General features: G+C 50.0%; 19 protein-coding genes and 1 riboswitch. Of the genes, 5 read left to right on the top strand and 14 right to left on the bottom strand.

Translation table 11 applies throughout. The annotated features are described in order from the left end of the window. Nucleotides 1-50: 50 nt before the first annotated feature. Nucleotides 51-251: riboswitch (cobalamin riboswitch) on the top strand. Between the two features lie 98 nt (nt 252-349). Beyond that, on the top strand, nt 350-1,696 hold the full coding sequence (gene thiC / locus ACYQ8U_RS16070) for a phosphomethylpyrimidine synthase ThiC (RefSeq protein WP_459946571.1): 1,347 nt from the start codon (nt 350-352) through the stop codon (nt 1,694-1,696). Between the two features lie 101 nt (nt 1,697-1,797). Here the strand turns inward: thiC and ACYQ8U_RS16065 are convergent, their stop codons facing one another. The 5 genes from ACYQ8U_RS16065 to ACYQ8U_RS16045 all read right to left on the bottom strand — a co-directional run bounded on the left by ACYQ8U_RS16065 (nt 1,798) and on the right by ACYQ8U_RS16045 (nt 6,915). After that, nucleotides 1,798-3,132, bottom strand: coding sequence for a C40 family peptidase (locus ACYQ8U_RS16065; protein WP_459946570.1), 1,335 nt, complete (start codon nt 3,130-3,132; stop codon nt 1,798-1,800). Between the two features lie 313 nt (nt 3,133-3,445). Then, entirely contained in the window at nt 3,446-5,056 is a 1,611-nt protein-coding gene (locus ACYQ8U_RS16060; RefSeq protein ID WP_459946569.1) for an ABC transporter ATP-binding protein, read from the bottom strand. A 6-nt stretch (nt 5,057-5,062) separates the two neighbouring features. After that, entirely contained in the window at nt 5,063-5,335 is a 273-nt protein-coding gene (locus tag ACYQ8U_RS16055) for an acylphosphatase (protein WP_459946568.1), read from the bottom strand. Between the two features lie 47 nt (nt 5,336-5,382). Then, on the bottom strand, nt 5,383-6,543 hold the full coding sequence (locus tag ACYQ8U_RS16050; protein ID WP_459946567.1) for a diguanylate cyclase: 1,161 nt from the start codon (nt 6,541-6,543) through the stop codon (nt 5,383-5,385). Nucleotides 6,544-6,552: 9 nt separating this feature from the next. Further along, complete coding sequence (locus ACYQ8U_RS16045) at nt 6,553-6,915, bottom strand: hypothetical protein (protein WP_459946566.1); 363 nt, start codon at nt 6,913-6,915, stop codon at nt 6,553-6,555. A 47-nt stretch (nt 6,916-6,962) separates the two neighbouring features. Between ACYQ8U_RS16045 and ACYQ8U_RS16040 the strand changes: the two genes are divergently transcribed. Further along, complete coding sequence (locus tag ACYQ8U_RS16040) at nt 6,963-8,579, top strand: fumarate hydratase (RefSeq protein WP_459946565.1); 1,617 nt, start codon at nt 6,963-6,965, stop codon at nt 8,577-8,579. Nucleotides 8,580-8,697: 118 nt separating this feature from the next. Here ACYQ8U_RS16040 and ACYQ8U_RS16035 read toward each other — a convergent pair whose 3' ends face one another. Beyond that, nucleotides 8,698-9,144, bottom strand: a complete 447-nt coding sequence (locus tag ACYQ8U_RS16035; RefSeq protein WP_459946564.1) for a universal stress protein — start codon at nt 9,142-9,144, stop codon at nt 8,698-8,700. 583 nt (nt 9,145-9,727) lie between these two features. Here ACYQ8U_RS16035 and ACYQ8U_RS16030 point away from each other — a divergent pair. Genes ACYQ8U_RS16030 through ACYQ8U_RS16020 form a run of 3 tightly spaced genes read left to right on the top strand, consistent with a single transcriptional unit; the run spans nt 9,728 to nt 11,787 of the window. Beyond that, nucleotides 9,728-10,822, top strand: coding sequence for a PAS domain-containing sensor histidine kinase (locus ACYQ8U_RS16030; protein ID WP_459946563.1), 1,095 nt, complete (start codon nt 9,728-9,730; stop codon nt 10,820-10,822). Next, entirely contained in the window at nt 10,819-11,301 is a 483-nt protein-coding gene (locus tag ACYQ8U_RS16025) for a universal stress protein (protein WP_459946562.1), read from the top strand. The genes ACYQ8U_RS16030 and ACYQ8U_RS16025 overlap by 4 nt, the downstream gene beginning before the upstream one ends. 15 nt (nt 11,302-11,316) lie before the next feature. Next, nucleotides 11,317-11,787, top strand: coding sequence for a universal stress protein (locus ACYQ8U_RS16020; RefSeq protein ID WP_459946561.1), 471 nt, complete (start codon nt 11,317-11,319; stop codon nt 11,785-11,787). Between the two features lie 51 nt (nt 11,788-11,838). On the opposite strand, the gene ACYQ8U_RS16015 is transcribed toward ACYQ8U_RS16020, so the two are convergent. The 8 genes from ACYQ8U_RS16015 to ACYQ8U_RS15980 form a co-directional block, all read right to left on the bottom strand. Continuing rightward, entirely contained in the window at nt 11,839-12,402 is a 564-nt protein-coding gene (locus ACYQ8U_RS16015; protein ID WP_459946560.1) for a response regulator, read from the bottom strand. Between the two features lie 119 nt (nt 12,403-12,521). Continuing rightward, nucleotides 12,522-12,722 carry a cold-shock protein gene (locus ACYQ8U_RS16010; protein ID WP_459946559.1) on the bottom strand — a complete coding sequence of 67 codons (201 nt, stop codon included), beginning with the start codon at nt 12,720-12,722 and terminating at the stop codon, nt 12,522-12,524. A gap of 67 nt (nt 12,723-12,789) precedes the next feature. After that, nucleotides 12,790-13,230 carry a universal stress protein gene (locus ACYQ8U_RS16005; protein ID WP_459946558.1) on the bottom strand — a complete coding sequence of 147 codons (441 nt, stop codon included), beginning with the start codon at nt 13,228-13,230 and terminating at the stop codon, nt 12,790-12,792. Beyond that, nucleotides 13,227-13,445 carry a hypothetical protein gene (locus tag ACYQ8U_RS16000; RefSeq protein WP_459946557.1) on the bottom strand — a complete coding sequence of 73 codons (219 nt, stop codon included), beginning with the start codon at nt 13,443-13,445 and terminating at the stop codon, nt 13,227-13,229. The genes ACYQ8U_RS16005 and ACYQ8U_RS16000 overlap by 4 nt, the downstream gene beginning before the upstream one ends. 34 nt (nt 13,446-13,479) lie before the next feature. Further along, a complete protein-coding gene (locus ACYQ8U_RS15995; protein ID WP_459946556.1) occupies nt 13,480-13,935 on the bottom strand; it encodes an Hsp20/alpha crystallin family protein in 456 nt (151 codons plus the stop codon). A 76-nt stretch (nt 13,936-14,011) separates the two neighbouring features. Next, nucleotides 14,012-14,566 carry a hypothetical protein gene (locus ACYQ8U_RS15990; protein WP_459946555.1) on the bottom strand — a complete coding sequence of 185 codons (555 nt, stop codon included), beginning with the start codon at nt 14,564-14,566 and terminating at the stop codon, nt 14,012-14,014. 204 nt (nt 14,567-14,770) lie between these two features. Further along, the gene (locus tag ACYQ8U_RS15985) at nt 14,771-15,766 is read right to left on the bottom strand and encodes a response regulator (protein ID WP_459946554.1); all 996 of its coding nucleotides are present in this window, start codon (nt 15,764-15,766) and stop codon (nt 14,771-14,773) included. Next, nucleotides 15,756-17,807, bottom strand: coding sequence for a sensor histidine kinase (locus ACYQ8U_RS15980; RefSeq protein WP_459946553.1), 2,052 nt, complete (start codon nt 17,805-17,807; stop codon nt 15,756-15,758). The genes ACYQ8U_RS15985 and ACYQ8U_RS15980 overlap by 11 nt, the downstream gene beginning before the upstream one ends. Nucleotides 17,808-17,822: the final 15 nt, after the last annotated feature.

Genomic DNA, 17,822 nt, shown 5'->3' with positions numbered 1-17,822 from the left:
AAATTCTGTGATTTACTTTTACATTTTTCTTCGGTACTATTGCCCCGCAGTTCAAAAATATCGACCAGGTGCCGCCTGGATATACTTTATCCGGGGGTGAAAAGGGAACGCGGTGCAAATCCGTGACGTTGGGCCAGCGCTGTAAGCGGGGACGACGACTGCTTTTAACCACTGCCATGTGACATCGGCGGGAAGGTGCAGTCGAAGAGCGATCCGCAAGTCAGAAGACCTGCCTGGGAGAATAAGACTTTCTTGTCCGTAATAAGTCCGTGCCGTGGTGTGTTACACCATGGCACGGGCTTTTTTTTTGCCCGCACGACAAGGATTCACAAACGGGAGAATGAGTACCATGAAAACACAGATTGAATTGGCTCGGGAAAGGGTCACTACCAGCCAGATGGCGCAGGTTGCCAAAGAAGAAAACATTGATGTGGAGCTGATCAGAACCAGGGTGGCGGCGGGCCATATCGTCATCCCCTGTAATCCGAACAGACCGCTGCAGAAGATATGCGGTATCGGCAAGGGGTTGCGCACTAAGGTCAATGCCTCCATCGGTACCTCCTCGGATATCTCCGATGTCGCCCTGGAAATACGCAAGGCGAAAATTGCCGAACGGGAACAGGCCGATACCCTGATGGAGCTGTCGACCGGCGGCGACCTCGATGCCATTCGCCGGGCGGTGCTCGACAGCTGCACCCTGCCGGTCGGCAATGTGCCGCTGTATCAGGCCTTTGCCGAGGCCAGCCGGAAGTATCATAACCCGAACAAACTTGATCCGGAGTATCTATTCGAACTCATCGAGCGGCAACTGGCCGACGGGTTGTCATTTATGGCCATTCACTGCGGTATCAACCAGTTTTCCGTGGAGCGGCTGCGCAAGCAGGGTTTTCGCTATGGCGGGCTGGTATCGAAGGGGGGAACCTTTATGGTTTCCTGGATGGAATACCATAAGCAGGAAAATCCTTTGTACGAACAGTTCGACCGGGTCTGTGCTCTGATGAAAAAGTATGATGCGGTGCTGTCGCTCGGCAATGGTATCCGGGCAGGGGCCATCCATGACAGCCACGACCGGGCGCAGATGGCGGAGATGATCATTAACTGCGAGCTGGCCGAACTCGGTCGGGAGATGGGCTGCCAGATGATGGTCGAGGGACCGGGCCATGTGCCGCTCGATGAGATCGCCGGCAATATCATGCTGGAAAAAAGAATGAGCGGTGAGGCGCCCTACTATGTGCTCGGCCCCCTGCCGGCCGATACCGGCGCCGGTTATGACCACATCACGGCAGCCATCGGGGCGGCCCAGTCAGCCTGGCATGGAGCCGATCTTATCTGTTACATCACCCCGGCGGAGCATCTGGCCCTGCCGAATGAAGACGATGTTCGCGAAGGGGTCAGGGCGACAAGGCTGGCGGCACGGATTGGCGATATCGCTAAATACCCGGAACGACGTGAGCTGGAAAAAAGGGCGGCGCTGGCCAGGCGGGACAGTGACTTTGCCGAATATTTCAAGCTGTCGATGTTCCCGGAGAAGATGCACGAGGTGCGTAACAGCAGAATGCCGGATAACGAAGCCACCTGCACCATGTGCGGTGATTTCTGTGCCATGGAGCGCGGTTTCTCACTGTTTAAGGATGATATTGCCGGTGATAAATGTCGCCACGCCAAGCAGCCGGAGCCGGTGGAAGAGGGCGTGTAACCTTTCCCACGCTGTCGAGAAGTCGCTGGATCTCTTCCTGCCCGAGGAAACTGGCAAATTCCCTCGGGCAGGATCGTGAATTTCCCGATCAATCTTGCCGGCTAATATTTCAAATCAAGGCTGAAGAACAGATTACTGCTGCCGGTAGTCTGGATAAAGGAAGAATCTTCGGGGAGATCGTAGGTAGCTGTTCGGTTATCGTGTGTGCCTATGATTGAGAATTGTACCTTGTCGGTAAGATTGATGCCCAGCTTGACCGCCATATCCAGGGAGGAGTTGAACATGTTGTCATACGAAGCAGTGCTGGCTGGCGCGTCCAGATCCGAATACTGCAGCAACATGGCCAGTGACCAGCGATTATGAGCGGGTGACAGCAGGGTATTCAGGCCGAGTGTTCGTTTCGGTGTATCATAAAGTACGTCGCTGTCACTGGAATAGGTAAAGAAGGTCACGGATGGGGTAATGCTCAGCCAACTGCTCGGTCTGAAATCACCGGCCAGTTTCAGACCTTGCCGCACTGATGTCTTGGTCGACGAGTCAACCCTTTCATAGCTCATATACTGACTGGAAAGATCCAATCCAGACCAGACGGTGTGATTGTCGAATTTTTCGTAGATTCCGCTCATGCTCACCTCAAAACCATCAGTGATCGCCTGGCCATAGCCGATTTCGTAGAAATTGAGCGGCGTGTGGTTCAGGCCAAAGATCTCGGATGAGCTATATTGATCAAACGAGTCGAGATAGTTCTGTGCGACAAGAGAATTGGTCCGGAATTCGTCGCGGGTGTACGCACTGATAGTGCCATCCTGACCAACAGGTATCTCCAGGTGACTTTCAAAAAGGAGCTCATCGGTATCCTGACTGGAACTCAAGGCCATGTGGCGCTTGGAACCGACAAATCGCTTTTTCCAATAACGATTCTCCAGGCTTGAGACGGTAATGCCCTGGCTGCTGCTGGCATGGATGAATTGTCCGTCGGACAGGTACACGCCGACATGACTGACTTGTTTTTTCTTGCTGTTGCCAAAAAAAATCAGATCACCTGTTTGCAAATCGCCGGAATCGACTTTTTCCATCTCAGCAAAGCGAAATTGTCCGGTGGAGTTTTTGGGAAGGTCGAGGCCTAAAAGCCGGTCGTAGACTATTCTGGTGAAGCCGGAGCAATCCATACCCTTTTTTGTCGTTCCGCCAAGCCGATAGGGGATACCTAGGTATTTTTTGACCTCATCTACAAACTGCTGCTCGGAAAAATCGATAGTGGGAAATGAAGAAATGTCCTGATTCTGCGTGGCCGACGCCTGGGAAGCGGAGAGGGCGATACCTGCACAGCAGGCAACACAAATGATATTATTGAGAAACAGCAGGGGGCGGATTGGTCTTTGCATCATCCTCTCGGCAATGTTTCTATGGCTGGTCAATTTTTTCGTAACGTGCATGGGACAGCCTTTTTAAGGTTTCCGCCATGCGTTTTTTCACGGGGTAATTATTTTCCCCAGATCAGTTGGTTGTGGTAAAGCGGACAGAATTTTACAGCGTAAAGAACGTCTCTGCGGCAATCAATGCATTTAATTTGCATTAGTGATAGTCTATTTGGCGAGGGCTTGTCAAGCATCAAGCTCGTTTTTTTCTGCAATAATGTAATGAATTCACGAGAATCAGGGACAGAACCAGGTCGCCGTGTGGATGGAACAAGCCGTTTTCCCTCCCGCTTCATCCATGTGTCACGGTTGGCGGCTGCCGGTTCTCCTGTCAAAATTCCAGCGCGGCGGCAAACAGCCTCCGGGTATATTGCTGCACCGGGGAGGTGAAAATCTCCCGTGCCGGTCCCGCCTCGACTATCCGGCCATGCTGCATGACCGCAACATAGTCGGAGAGCGCGCGGACTACCCGCAGATCATGGGAGATGAACATATAGGTCATCTCGTATTTTTTCTGCAGATCCAGCAGCAGCTCGATAATCTGTCCCTGGATCGTCACATCAAGGGCGGAGGTCGGTTCGTCGAGAACAAGAAATTTGGGTTTGAGAACGATGGCCCTGGCAACGGCGATCCGCTGGCGCTGGCCCCCGGAAAATTCATGGGGAAAACGAAAGGCCATCTCCTCTTCCAGGCCGACCTCGACCAGGGTATCGAGCACCTGCGCATAGCGCTGCTCCCTGGTGGCCGCCGGGGTATGGATTTTCAAACCCTCTTCAATGATTTCATGCACGGTGAAGCGGGGCGAAAGTGACGAGAACGGATCCTGAAAAATGACCTGCATGTCGCTGCGTAGGGGACGCAGGCGGCGGTTGGTCCAGGGTTGAATATTCTGCCCGTCAAAGAAGATATCACCGCTGCTGTGCACCAGTTTTAAGATGGCCATGCCCAGCGTGGTTTTTCCCGATCCGGATTCCCCGACGATGCCGCAGGTGGTTCCTCTGTGCAGGGTTAAACTGACCCGGTCAACGGCGTTGATAATCTTTTTTTTCCGTTTGAAAGGGTGGACCCATGCGCCGTAGGTTTCGAAGCGGCAGCAGAGGCTGTCGGTTCGGAGCAGCTCCGGACCGGGCGGAGTGGTTGTTTTTATGGTTTTAGGGATGGCCGCCATCAGCGTTTGCGTGTATGCGTCGGATGGTGCGGTGAAGAGCTGTTCCGCCGGCCCGCTTTCAACTATCCGGCCATGCTGCATGATGTAAATCGTCGACGCCAGTTTTCGGACCATTGCCAGATCGTGGGTGATGAGCAGCAGCCCCATGCCGTATTCCTGCTGGATGTCCTGGATCAGTTCGAGAATTTGCGCCTGGATGGTGACATCAAGGGCGGTGGTCGGTTCATCGGCTATCAGCAGTGCGGGCCTGCAGGCAAGGGCCATGGCGATCATCACCCTCTGTCGCTGCCCGCCGGAGAGCTGATGAGGATAGGAGCTGAGACGGTCGGCGGGATCTTCGATGCCGGTTCGGGCAAGGAGCCGGATGGCCTCCTGTTCCGCTTCTTTATTCGCCATGTGTCGATGCAGCCTCAGCGGTTCCAGCAGCTGGTTACCGATGGTGTAGACCGGATTGAGGGAGGTCATCGGTTCCTGAAAGATCATGGCTATTCTGTTGCCGCGAATTTTCCGGATCTCTTCGGCAGAGAGGTCGAAAACATTCCGGTCCTGGAAACGAATTTCGCCCTGCTGCGAGATATTACAGCTGTCTTCGAGGAGGCGAAGGATGGACAGAGCGGTTATCGATTTGCCGGAACCCGACTCCCCGACCAGGGCGACGGTTTGTCCTTTTGCAAGGGTGAGGGAGACATCAAAGAGAACCTGCTGCCGCACTGCCTGGTTCTCCTCGTTATAGCTGTTGAACCAGAGGTTGAATCGGTCTATCTCAAGAAACATGATGTTTTAATAGCGGATTTCAAAGGTGGGAGAGGCATCTTCCGAGGCGACGTCCCGGCTGCGGACAGCATCAACTCGTGATCCCGGCGATCCCTGCCAAAGCCATTCGAGCATGGCTGTCACATCACTCTCACCACCCGTGAAGAGTGCTTCCACCGTGCCGTCGTCTCTGTTGCGCACCCAGCCGCACAGGTTCAGCTGGCGCGCCTGTCTGCAGGTATAATCTCTGAAACAGACACCCTGAACCCGCCCTTCCACTATGACATGAGTCGTTTTCATGGCTTCTTCTCGTGATATCAGGAACACTATTTATAATATGGCGACCTTTAAGGCAGGTTTTCGCTGCGGAGAATACTGCCGATCTCGTTGTTGGCGATTTTATCCATTTCTTTAAAGGAGGTGGTCATGCCGATATCGTATTGGCCGTTCTCTTGGGATTCTACTCGAACCACGGTGCCGATCAGGAGCATCGGCGGCCCCTTACTTACCGCAACCTTGACCTTGATCAGCGCCCCGAGAGGCAACGGTGCATCGTTTTCAAAGAGTATTCCGCCAACACAAATATCCTTGCTGGTGCCGGAAAAGGTCTCAGAATTGCTGAAATCAAGCTCTTTGGCCAGGATCGGCTGATGAATTTTTACCCGAAGATAGCGTCTTTTCTCTTTCTTGAAATGGGATATTCGGTTTTTGCCGGCCCCTTTGGAAAAATAGACGGCATTATCGGCCATCTGCAGCAACTGTTCGGGGTTGTCCGAATTGAAGGGGAAAGAGGCGATACCACCACTGATGGTTATTTTCATGCACTGGTCGTGATAATAGATTTTCAGGTTCTCCACTGCCAGGCGAAGTCGTTCAGCAAAAATATAGCCACTGATATTGTCCGTATGCGTCAGGAGCAGAACGAATTCCTCACCGCCATAACGGGCGGCGATGTCACTGTCTCGTTTCTGCTGGTTAATAATTTCACCTATCTGTCTAAGGGCTTCATCTCCTGCGGCATGACCGTAGCTGTCATTGATATCCTTGAAGTTGTCGATATCGAGAAAAAGGATGGCAAAGTCGTCGTGGTATCGTCTGGCCAGAGAAATCTGCTGACTGTACGCTTCGTCAAAATATGGGCGATTAAACAGTCCGGTAAGTTTGTCGTGGATGGTTTCATGCAAAACATTTTCGTAATAACCCGCCTCGATAAGGCGCGGGTGATTTAAAAAAATGGTGGCGTTTTGCAGATAGTCGCTGAGTGCGGTGGTCATATCGATATTTCTTCCCACGAGCTGCATCATTTCCAGTCGATGCTTCAGGGCCTTGTCCCAGTGTTCTTCACTCGTTTCCTGGGGGATATCGATCCCGGCGAGCAGTTTGAAAAAAGTCTGATAAACTGCGGCACCTTTCACTGTGTGCAGTTCATGCAACTTTCTCGTCAGTGTTTCGTCACTGCCCGTCTCCAGGATATAACCGAGAACCTGCTGTTTGAGAGTCTGATCCATATCAATCACTTATGCTATTGAGACATACGTTTCAGCGCCTTGCCGCCAGGGATAAACAGAACCATCTTTGCTGGTGCCGGGGAAATCCTTTGCCTTTAGAGCTGGATACAGTAAACTGGCTTCCTCTTTCAGTGCCTTAAGGGGGTACTGAACAGAGCACCCCTGCAGGGGGTATTGAAAAGAATCCCGGCTTGGTTCCCGTTTACCGGGGCCAGATAGTCCGGAGTCTCGACCTGATTTTTGTATATTGAAAATATAATACTTCAATAAACTGCAAAAAGCCTCTTTAATAAAAAAATGCAAGCTGCCGCACATGACAATAACCTGTCCTGTGTACGTTGATGTCGATGGAAATGGCTGTTTATTGGGCATTTTCTACCTGTAATGATGATATAATGATGAAGTGAGGAGTGACGAACATGGTTGACTTTACCTATCAGGAGCCTTTTCCACTCGGAGAGGATCAGACGAAGTACCGAAAGATTGCAGGTTCTGAAACTTTTGTCAGTACGGAGCAATGGGATGGTCGGGAAATTCTGAAAATTGATGCGGCAGGGCTGACAACCCTTGCCCAGGCGGCAATGAAAGATGTCTCCTTTTTGCTCCGTTCCGCCCACAACGAGCAGGTCGCCAGGATTCTCGATGATCCGGCCGCTTCAGCAAACGAAAAAGGCGTCGCACTGGCCTTTTTGAAAAATGCCGAAGTCGCCGCTCAATTTGAATTGCCCCTCTGTCAGGATACCGGTACGGCGATTATCATGGGCAAAAAGGGGGAGAATGTCTGGACCGGAAGCAACGACGCCGAGGCGCTGTCCAAGGGCGTCTTTTTGACCTATACCAAAGAAAACCTGCGCTACTCCCAGACGGTTGCCCTGGACATGTACCAGGAAAAAAACACCGGGACAAACCTGCCGGCACAGATCGATCTGTATGCCACGCCGGGCTCGGAATATAAATTTCTCTTCATTGCCAAGGGGGGCGGGAGCGCTAATAAGACCTATCTTTTCCAGGAAACCAAAGCCCTTCTTAATCCGCAGACCCTTGAGGCTTTTCTGGTGGCGAAGATGAAAACCCTTGGCACCGCTGCCTGTCCCCCCTATCATCTGGCGTTTGTTATCGGCGGAACCAGTGCCGAAACCAACCTGAAAACAGTGAAACTGGCCTCGGCGAAATATTATGATGCGCTGCCGACTTCCGGCAATGAGCATGGGCGCGCCTTCCGCGATGTCGAGCTCGAAGGCAAGCTGCAGCAGGCTGCCCAAAATCTCGGTATCGGCGCACAGTTCGGCGGCAAATATTTCACCCATGATGTCCGGGTGGTGCGTCTGCCCCGCCACGGTGCATCCTGTCCGGTCGGCATGGGGGTTTCCTGTTCGGCCGATCGAAATATGAAGGCGAAAATCAATAAAGACGGCCTCTGGCTCGAAGAACTCGATACCGCCCCTGGCCGGCTGATCCCTGAAAAATATCGCGTCAAACACGAGCATGGCGTGCGGCTTGACCTCAATCGACCTATGCCGGAGGTCTTGGCTGAACTGACCAGACATCCGGTCGGCACTATGCTCCTGCTCAGCGGGACCATTATCGTCGGCCGTGATATTGCCCATGCCAAATTCAAGGAAATTCTCGATAGCGGGGCGGCTCTGCCCGAGTATCTGCAGAAGCATCCGATCTATTATGCCGGGCCGGCGAAAACTCCCGTCGGCAAACCATCCGGATCGTTTGGTCCGACCACGGCCGGGCGCATGGACAGCTATGTCGATCTGCTCCAGTCACATGGCGGTTCGATGGTGATGATTGCCAAGGGCAACCGGTCGCAGCAGGTCACCGACGCCTGTAAAAAACATGGCGGCTTTTATCTCGGCTCGATTGGTGGACCTGCGGCGATTCTTGCCGAAGAAAATATTAAAAAGGTCGAATGCATCGATTACCCTGAACTCGGCATGGAAGCGGTGTGGCAGATTGAGGTTGTTAACTTTCCTGCTTTTATCCTGGTCGATGACAAAGGCAATGATTTTTTCAGCGGCTTGATGTAGAGAGAGGACCTTCGCCGGTCATAAAAAGCTGGCCATACAAGACAGAACATAACAGCAGAAAAAAGCAGTCCCACTCACGAGGTGGGGCTGCCTTTTTGTTTGTCCAGGGCTCTGTTTTTTAGGTGATTTTGTAGGGATTCATGGTCAGTACCGGACAGGGTGCTCGTTTCAGGACTCGTTCCGTAACACTGCCAAGCAGGATCTTTTCCAGTCCCTTGGTGCCGTGGGTGCCGATAATGATCAAATCCGCCTCCTTGCCCTTGGCGGTATCAACAATTGTATCCACTGGGTCACCGACGACTACCTCTCCGGTACAACCTGGGGCCTTCTCCCTGTTGTCTTCAAGAAGATTCGCCATTTTTGTCTGTGCATCAGCGAGCATTTTTGCCTCATACTCCACCGCAAAAGGCGCGCCTATCATGGCATCCCCCGTCATATAGGTGACAGCATGGATGAAATGAATGGTCGCCGACAGCTTTTCTGCCATGTAGGTAGAGTAATCAATGAGTTTTGCAGTGATTTTGGAGAAGTCCACGGGAACGACAATTCTCTTGATTTCTTTCATCTAGAACCTCCTCGGTAAATTTTGATCGGATCATTCGGTAATGACAATTCCTTGAAGCTGTCATATGCCTCTCTTGCCTGACGTAACCTTATGCCCTGCTTCACATTACGAAAGATTTTTTTTTCATTTCTTTACCGGCACTTAGAGATAATAATTGATGCACAGTTAAGGCTAACAATTTATCTTTCTAAAATAGTCATTCTTTCAATTTGTTCGAGGGGTATTTTTTTGTTATTTTGGTTTTACATACTCTTCCAGGTAAAATAATAACATGGCTTCAACGGCGCAGCTGGAACGGCATAAAGAACTGTTTTGAACCGGGCAAAACGGCAAGATTATTTATTAACGGATCCTATCTGGTTTTTCTCACAGTCATACAGAGAAAAAGATGTTATTGTAAAGTAAACGGTCTTGAGGTCGGTATGATTCGCGACCTCTCCGCTCAGAAAGATTTTTACTGCGGAAATCGAAAAACCAGTGAGTGCATTGCCGGGGGTTGCATTGGTTCAAGTAGAGGGTAAAATTTTAAGTCCGAAAATTATCGGATAAACCAGGACGCTGAATATATTTCAGGAAAAACCACATGGCCACCAGATTAAACAATCAATTCTATCGGTTAATTTTAGACAGTATCCCGGTGGCCATTGTGACCTTGGACTACGATTTCAAGGTCAACTCCTTTAACAGCCAGGCAGAGAAATTGACTGGATATTCCAGAAGGGAAGCAATAGGACGACCGTGTTATGAAATATTGAACAGCAGTCTCTGTGCACATGCCTGTCCGCTCCAGACAGGAGGGAACGAGAATATGCCATCGGCAGAATTGGAGACGGAAATGACCAATCGCCACGGGGAGCATATTACCATTAAAATCAGTGCTGCTTCTGTTCTCAATGAGGACAATGCATTTATTGGTTATCTGGCAGTTATTGAGGATATTTCCCGTCAAAAAAGAAGAGATCGCGAAAGAAACAATTTTTTCTCCATGATCGTCCACGACATGAAATCCCCCCTGATTGGGATCAGTGGTTTGATTGCCAGGCTGAAAAAGGAGAAAATTTGTCAGAAGAATGAAAAGTTGCGCATGTATCTCAAGGTGATGGACGAGACGGAACAACGTCTCGAATCAATGGTCAGCGAGTTTCTTGAGTATTGCCGCATGGAGAGCGGGCAAATTCAGCTGGAACTGGGCAAGACCGACGTTGAAAATGTTCTGCAGCAGGTGATAGCCATGCATCAGCTGATGGCCGAGGAGAAAAATATCGCACTGTCGCTTGGCGGCGGCTCGCTTGCGCCGATAAAGGCCGATGCAAACCGCCTCTTTCGGGTATTTAGCAATATTATTGATAACGCCATAAAATATTCACCGAGACAATCTGAAATAACCATCAATACAAGAGAAACGGCTACCGAGATAATCATTTCTTTTCAGGACCAGGGCAGGGGAATCAAAGCTGAAGAAATTCCTTACATCTTTGATGCCTTCTACCGGGTAGAATCGCAAGAGGATATCTGTGGCCATGGCCTTGGACTGGCGGCATCCCGCGCCATTGTTCGTCAGCATGGCGGAAGGATAGTAGTGGAGAGTGAGCCGGGAAAAGGCTCGGTGTTTATTGTACGGCTGCCAAAAGGTAAAACAGGCAATATAGATGAAGGCCTGGAGGGGAGGATGATATGAAAGAGATAAATAAGGTTATGGCTTGTGTCGATTTGTCCGACTACTCAAGGATGACCGTCGAAAACGCCGTGGCAATTGTGCGAGGATTAACGGCGGAAATTATGCTGTTTAATGTTATCGACAGCAGGGATATTGATTACCTGAAAAATGTCGGCACCCATTTTCCTGGGGGGTTCAAGGTCGAAAAATACCTGGAGCGGGTAAAAGCGGAACGGCAGCAGGCAATCGAAGAGATGATCAAAAAACATTTTCCGGAAGATACGGCACGAATGAGCATTCTTATCGACGTCGGCATCCCTTTTGATGCCATATTGAAGACTATAATAGCCGAAAAAATAGATCTTGTCGTCATTGCCAGTAAAGGGAAAAGCAATCTTATCGGCACTCTTTTTGGGTCCAATGCGGAGAAAGTGTTCAGGCACTCAACTGTTCCGGTTCTCAGCGTCAGAAACCGGGAACGATTCAGCCGAAAGCGATAATCGGGAGGAACTATAATGAAAACTATACAGCGAATTGTCGCCGCCATCGATTTTTCCGTCTATTCTCCAAAGATTCTTGAATGTGCCGCAGGAATCGCCGAACGAAACTCGGCAGAGATTGTCGCGGTAAATATTATTAACAAGAGGTTATTTGAATCTATCCAGAAGGAGTTTGACGACGATCACCTCTGCGTGTTTTCATTGGATAAGTTTATCCTTGATGAGACGAGGAGGCGAACCAAAAATATGCACGATCTGCTGGCGAAATGGGTGCCGAACCAGATTCCGACCAGGGTCATCATCAGGGGCGGCGTACCATTTGAGGAAATTCTCAAGGTTGTCGATGAGGAGGACGCTGATCTTATTGTCGTCAACTCCAAAGGGCGGACAAATTTTCAGGACTATATGTACGGCACGACGTCGGAGAAGATTTTTGCGCATTCTCCCGTCTCTATCCTCAGTTTAAACTTGAGGGCGTGGGAATAGATTCCTCGATGCGGTGCGCACGTCCAGGAGCTTGACCGAGAATGGCTTGCGTCAATCAATTTTGTGCATCGCAAAGCATTCGGGGCAGCAGCCGTGGGTCAGGTCAGCGCCACATTTTTGACAGAGGTATTCCTCGATGCGCATCCATTTTCCCTTTCCTTTCTGGGTGCCGCTGTCGTCGCGGATTTTTTTGCAGTACATGCAAATCGGCAGAAATTTTTCGTAAATTTTGATTTTTCTGAGCGCTTCCTGCTTGATAAAGAAACGATCCATCCTCAACACCAGTTCTTCCGCATCACATGGTTTCTCAATGAAGTCATCGGCACCGCAACGAAAAGCTTCAATCGCCCGGTCCATATTGCCATGCCCGGTGAGGATGAACACCCCTGTTTCATAATTGAATGTCTTTATCTTTTTCAGGAGTCCTATGCCATTGATACCGGTCATGACCAGATCGGTTATCACCAGGTCGAAAGAAGTGGTATGAAATTCCGCCAGAGCATCTTCGCCGCTCAGCGCAGATTTCACATACAAAGCATTTCTCTTCAGATAGTTGCCAAGAGATTGTAGAATAGGTCGTTCGTCATCGACCAGCAGAACAGCCTTGCTGTGCATTTCTTGACCTCATGATGGTAAAAAATTTGAGACAAGGGACAACAGGGACCACAGTCGGTCCCGACATGCCACTGATGTTTTGTGCAACATTGCCAACGAAAACATCAGTGGCTGATGTATCAAAGCTTTACGACCTTGTCTGCAGCCGGGCCTTTCTGGCCGACTTTGACATCAAAACTGACACGCTCTCCCTCGGTGAGAGATTTGAACCCAACGGCCTGAATTGCGGTATGGTGCACAAAGATATCTCCACCGCCATCCTGCTCAATAAAACCATACCCTTTTGCATCGTTAAACCACTTCACTTTTCCTTCCGGCATTAGTAATACTCCTGTTGATTAATGGTTACTCTTGTTGCCAACTTCACTGCCAATGTTAATTGTAATGTTACTTGTAGGGATTGCACGTAAGTGTCGGACACGGTGCGCTTTTAATTACTCGCTCGGCAACGCTTCCCAGCCACATTTTTTCCAGTCCTTTCCTGCCATGGGTTCCGATAATGATCAGGTCGGCTTCTTGGTCTTTGGCGTATTTGATAATGGAATCTGCGATATTCCCCTGGACAATTTTACCCTCACATTCTGAACAGCTGTTGCGGTATTTCTCGACAAATTGTTTCATCTTGTTTTCGGCATGTTTCCCCATCTCGGCGGCATATACGCCAAGAGAAGGATATTCATAGTCTCCGTAGTAATGCGGCGGTTCTATGATGTGGATGAAATGCAGGCCGGCATGAAATTTTTCTCCAATGTACACAGCATATTCCACAAGTTGTTCGGTATGTTGCAGAAAGTCTATCGGCACGATAATTTTGTGGATTACCCTCACGGTTTACCCCCAGTAGAGTTTTTACCTCGGTCCTTGCCGTTTCTGAGAGTGTCAATCAACGGAACAAGAAAAAGGAGGCAGGCCAGTAAAAAAATGAGACTGCCGATGAAGAGGAGTGGCTGCCTGTTGATAAAGCTTTCAGCGATGAAAAGAAGCGCACAGGTAATAAAAAGGATCCAGCCACACAGTTGATAGCGCTCTGCCTTGCGGTTCATCTGTTCCTGCCCCCCTGACACCGCTCACGACAACCTATTTTATTTCTATCTGGGCAACTTTTTTCTTCGCCTCTTTCGATTTAGGCAGGCGAAGAGTCAGTACACCATCCTTGAACGACGCTTCGACCTTGTCTTTTTCGACCTCGACCGGGAGCCTAATGGCCCGGTAAAAAGATCCGCTGCGCCGCTCAATGGTGTGGTAGTGCTTATCTTTACGCTCTTTTTCTTCTTTCTTTTCCCCCTTGATGGTCAGCAGGTTGTCTTCAAGGGAGACATTAATGTCTTTTTTATCCATCCCCGGCAGGTCGGCGACAATTTCCATGCCATTGTCCGTCTCGCTCACATCAAGGCGTGGACTCCAGCCGATATCCATGTCTTCCTCCAGGTTATGAAAGGGAAAACCGTACCACATCTTTTTCAGCATTTCGTCCATCTCTGATAAAACATTCGGTACCGCGCTTTGACGTTTAAACGGCAGTAGATCAAACATAACGTTTCCTCCTCGTTAAATGATGTTTCCTTTGTTTGGACAAGATCTCTCCCGTCCGCCACGAACATCTTCCTTATCAGGAATCATAGGATCTTGACGGTATATATTCGCCGAGAAGTCGATCGGTTGGTTTTTGTGCCCGACTGCAGAATGTTTGCAGCATCTCCTGTTTTGCACTGTCAAAATCTATAAACTCAACACCGAATAACCAGACCGGCTTGTTGCTTTTCAGGTCGGTAACCAGTTTCCTTGATGTAACCCGTCCCGTGACGTGACTGATGAAATATTCCGAGTCACTGTGGTTGTCAAAGATGAGAATATCCATCTTGAATTGATTACTGCAGATATCCCACGCGTTGGCATGTAAAAAAGATACACCGTCAGGGGCAATGTCATAAATGTTGGTGACAACCGGTTTGGCAAAACTGGTCAGCGCCACTATGCCTTTGACCTGGAGCCTGGTTGATTTCCGTTTCTGCCCAGAGGAATGGCTGGAGGAATTATGTTGAATAATATCTTCACCCTTGAACAGGTTTTTCTGGTAAACAAACAGGCTTTGCGGGCCATTATCACTCTCTGCTGCTTGGTTGATTGCATCGCGATGCATGGCTGCTGCAGTAAGATTTTTCACTGATTCCCCACCTGATTCTTCGTTACCGTAAAATTTAACCCATAGGAAAAAGCGGCGTTATGATATTTCTTAGCATACTCCTTTGGGAGGGGGACGGTGCTGACCTGACAGACATTTCAGCGTATTCTGCGGTAAAGAATGGGTTATATGGGCGGGAAAGGCAATGCGGTAATTGCTGAAAAAATACGGTAATGAAACACCGGGTTAACGAATGGAAGTAATGAATTTTTTGAGGTTTTTTTTCTGGTTTTTAATCCTCAGTTTTTTCCTGATGTTTTCGCGATAGGATTCTATGGTTCGCACGGAAAGGTTTAACAGATCGGCAATCTCTTTTGATGTTTTGCCCTGGCGGATATAGTGGACAACCTGCAGTTCCCTTGGGGCCAGCCTGGCATTTGTCAGCACGGTATCATGCGGGTGCATTGAGAAAACATCGAGTAAATTTGCCTGCGCGGTCTGCATATAATCTTTGGCCGGGCCGGACACTTTGTTTTGGGCTTTTTTCAGCAGAGGGAGGACCATCTCCACGGTTTTTTCGGCAATTTCCTTTCTGATGAAGTCATGCTCCTGGTCCCTTCTCTTCAGCATGACATTCAAGGCGGTGTTGGTGTCCAGGAGTTCGCGGTTTGTTTCCTGTAATTCCTTTTCTCGCATGAGTAATCTTTCTAAGACGTTTTGCAACTCCAGCACGGTATCGGTTAACTCTGCTGTCCTTGCCGCGACCTGTTGTTCCAGATCGGCACGCGCTTGCTGGAGTTGCAGCTCGGTGGCCTTACGGGCGATTATCTCGTTGCTCAGCCGCACATTCCGGTCGCGCAGTTTGGCCACCAGGTCCTGTTTTTCAAAGCTGTGCCGTGCCTTGTTCAGCAGGTCATCGGTATCGCAGGGCTTCAGCAGGTAATCATCAGCCCCCAGTTTGAGGGCCTCGACGGCGGAGGGGACACCGCCATGCCCGGTCAGGATGATAACACCGATATCGGAATTGAGGCTTTTGGCCTGCTTGAGCACCGCTATGCCATCACCCATGGGCATTATCAGATCGGTAATAACCAGGTCGAAAGGTCTTTCCCGGAGAATGTCTATGGCTTCCCAGCCATTTTTTGCCGTGGTTACCGTGAATTTATTTTTTTCAAGAATCCAGCCGATTGAGGCCAGAATGATTTCTTCGTCATCAACGAGCAGTATTGATTTATTGGGCATTATGTACACTCTCGATGGGCAGAAACACGGAAAATCGTGACCCTTTATTCCCTGCACTGGTTACCTCTATACGACCGCCATGATTTTTTATAATGCCGTAACTGACGGGTAAACCAAGGCCGGTACCTTTCGGTTTCGGTTTGGTGGTAAAAAATGGCTCGAAGATATGCACCATATCGGCTGAACGTATGCCGGTGCCGTCATCTTCAATATGGACGGCAACGTTGTCCCTGTCGCATGCTTCGGTGCTGATGGTGATAACGCCGCCGCCTTCGCAGGCATCGGCGGCATTGTTGAGAAGATTAAGAAAAACCTGTTTCAGCTGGTCGCCAACCGCCATGATCGGGGGAAGATTGCCGCCATATTTTTTCACCACGCTAATGTTACGCATGTGAAAGTCTTTTTTGCTGAGCAGCAGGAGGGCGTCAAGAGCAGCATGCAGGTCAACCAGCCTGGGTTTGTCGGAAGTCGGTCGGAAGAAATCCCGTAAGTCGGCGATAAGATTTTTCATCCTGTGGCATTCCTGCAGGGCCAGGGCGACGAGTTCTTCTTCATTTTTTTCCAGGGCAACGTACCGCGATATTCCCTTGATAATCGTCATGACGCTCTGCAGGGGATTGTTGAACTCATGGGCGATGGAGGCGGACAGGTTGCCGATGGCGGCAAGTTTTGCGGAATGGAGCAGCTGGGTGTGCGATTCCTGCAGCTGGAGAGTACGTTCGGCAACCCGTAGCTCCAGCTCATCATATGCTTTTTTTAAGGCATCCTTGTCCATTTGTTTTTCTGTGATATCAAAGGCATAATGGAGATAGAGGTCTTCGCCGACCGGTATCCAGTAGGCATCCCAGTAAATGCCCTTCCCCCAGAACTGAGAATGCTGGGCCATACCGTTTTGCCAGAGCTTCTGGGCCTGGCACCAGGAACAGGGGGACTCGCTTTGTCCCCAGCTTGCATAGCAATGTTCGCCTGGTACGGCCCCAACAGCTATGGCGGCCTTGTTGGAGGCAACTATCCGGCGGCTATGGTATTCAAGGAGAAGAGCGACACAGGGCAGGGCGTCCATGAAAAGTTGCCGAAGGTGAACCTCTTTCTGCAATTTTTCCTCGGCTTCTTTCAGCTCTGTAATATCCCTGCCGACCGCCTGATATTCAATAATCTGCCCTGCCTTATCATAAAGAGCTCTGCCGCACCATTGCTGCCAATGTATCTTTCCGTCCGGCATGTGCATCCGATGTTCAATGGTCTTATCCGGCTTAAATTGTGTCAAATTCTTGAAATGATCCTCGACAAGCGGCAGGTCGTCTTGATGAACAGCAGGCATGAAGTTGGTGCCGAGTATGTCCTGATGGTTGACCCCGAAATGTCGGCAATAGGCATCATTGACAAAGGTAATTCTGCCCTGGGGATCAAAGCGGCAGATCATCTCCCTCTGATCCATAACAATGGCCCGATAGCGGTTTTTCATGCGGCGAAGTTTGGCCAGTTCGGCCTCCTTGCGGATGGAAATATCGCTGATAACGATGCGGAACTGGGCAGAGAGGTCGCAACCTGCTGAATGTGCCACGGTCTCTACCAGGCCATGGAACAGCGTTCCATCACTTCTCTGCAGGCGAAGGTCATAGGATTGCTGCCGACGCGTCTCCAGCAGTTTTCTCCAGTGGAGATAAAATATATCCTGATCATCCGGGAAGATAAAGTCGGACAATGGTCGGTTGAGCAACTGTCCTCTGGCCATCCCAAGCATATCTCCGGCGGTCAGGTTTGCCTCGACAATCAAGCCTTTGTCGTTGACGGTTATAAAGGCAACCGGGGCAGAATCGTAGAAATCGGCATAGCGGCGGCGGGCTTTTTCCAATTCCTGCTGGGCGGTGCGCAGATCTTCGTTCTGCAGTTCCAGTTCGATCTGGTAGGTGTCGAGTTCGTGGACCAGTTGACGGATATCCGCTCGGTACACGTCCGCCTTTTCTGGATTGCTCGCCAGAAAAGCCTGGGCCTTTTTACGTAATTCGGAAAATTTATTTTTCCCGGATTCTTTCTCCATTCAGTCTCCTAAATC

The sequence above is a fragment of the Desulfocastanea catecholica genome (genome assembly GCF_054657295.1).
This window is presented reverse-complemented; position numbering and strand designations above follow the sequence as displayed.

Coding starts and splice junctions, on each gene's coding strand:
- ACYQ8U_RS16025 (WP_459946562.1), top strand. CDS start 10,819: ATGAAAGAGATAAATAAGGTTATGGCTTGTGTCGATTTGTCCGACTAC.
- ACYQ8U_RS16060 (WP_459946569.1), bottom strand. CDS start 5,056: ATGTTTCTTGAGATAGACCGATTCAACCTCTGGTTCAACAGCTATAAC.
- ACYQ8U_RS16010 (WP_459946559.1), bottom strand. CDS start 12,722: ATGCCGGAAGGAAAAGTGAAGTGGTTTAACGATGCAAAAGGGTATGGT.
- ACYQ8U_RS16045 (WP_459946566.1), bottom strand. CDS start 6,915: ATGCCCAATAAACAGCCATTTCCATCGACATCAACGTACACAGGACAG.
- thiC (WP_459946571.1), top strand. CDS start 350: ATGAAAACACAGATTGAATTGGCTCGGGAAAGGGTCACTACCAGCCAG.
- ACYQ8U_RS16055 (WP_459946568.1), bottom strand. CDS start 5,335: ATGAAAACGACTCATGTCATAGTGGAAGGGCGGGTTCAGGGTGTCTGT.
- ACYQ8U_RS16040 (WP_459946565.1), top strand. CDS start 6,963: ATGGTTGACTTTACCTATCAGGAGCCTTTTCCACTCGGAGAGGATCAG.
- ACYQ8U_RS16000 (WP_459946557.1), bottom strand. CDS start 13,445: ATGAACCGCAAGGCAGAGCGCTATCAACTGTGTGGCTGGATCCTTTTT.
- ACYQ8U_RS16030 (WP_459946563.1), top strand. CDS start 9,728: ATGGCCACCAGATTAAACAATCAATTCTATCGGTTAATTTTAGACAGT.
- ACYQ8U_RS16050 (WP_459946567.1), bottom strand. CDS start 6,543: ATGGATCAGACTCTCAAACAGCAGGTTCTCGGTTATATCCTGGAGACG.
- ACYQ8U_RS15985 (WP_459946554.1), bottom strand. CDS start 15,766: ATGCCCAATAAATCAATACTGCTCGTTGATGACGAAGAAATCATTCTG.
- ACYQ8U_RS16015 (WP_459946560.1), bottom strand. CDS start 12,402: ATGCACAGCAAGGCTGTTCTGCTGGTCGATGACGAACGACCTATTCTA.
- ACYQ8U_RS16020 (WP_459946561.1), top strand. CDS start 11,317: ATGAAAACTATACAGCGAATTGTCGCCGCCATCGATTTTTCCGTCTAT.
- ACYQ8U_RS15980 (WP_459946553.1), bottom strand. CDS start 17,807: ATGGAGAAAGAATCCGGGAAAAATAAATTTTCCGAATTACGTAAAAAG.
- ACYQ8U_RS16065 (WP_459946570.1), bottom strand. CDS start 3,132: ATGCACGTTACGAAAAAATTGACCAGCCATAGAAACATTGCCGAGAGG.
- ACYQ8U_RS15995 (WP_459946556.1), bottom strand. CDS start 13,935: ATGTTTGATCTACTGCCGTTTAAACGTCAAAGCGCGGTACCGAATGTT.
- ACYQ8U_RS16035 (WP_459946564.1), bottom strand. CDS start 9,144: ATGAAAGAAATCAAGAGAATTGTCGTTCCCGTGGACTTCTCCAAAATC.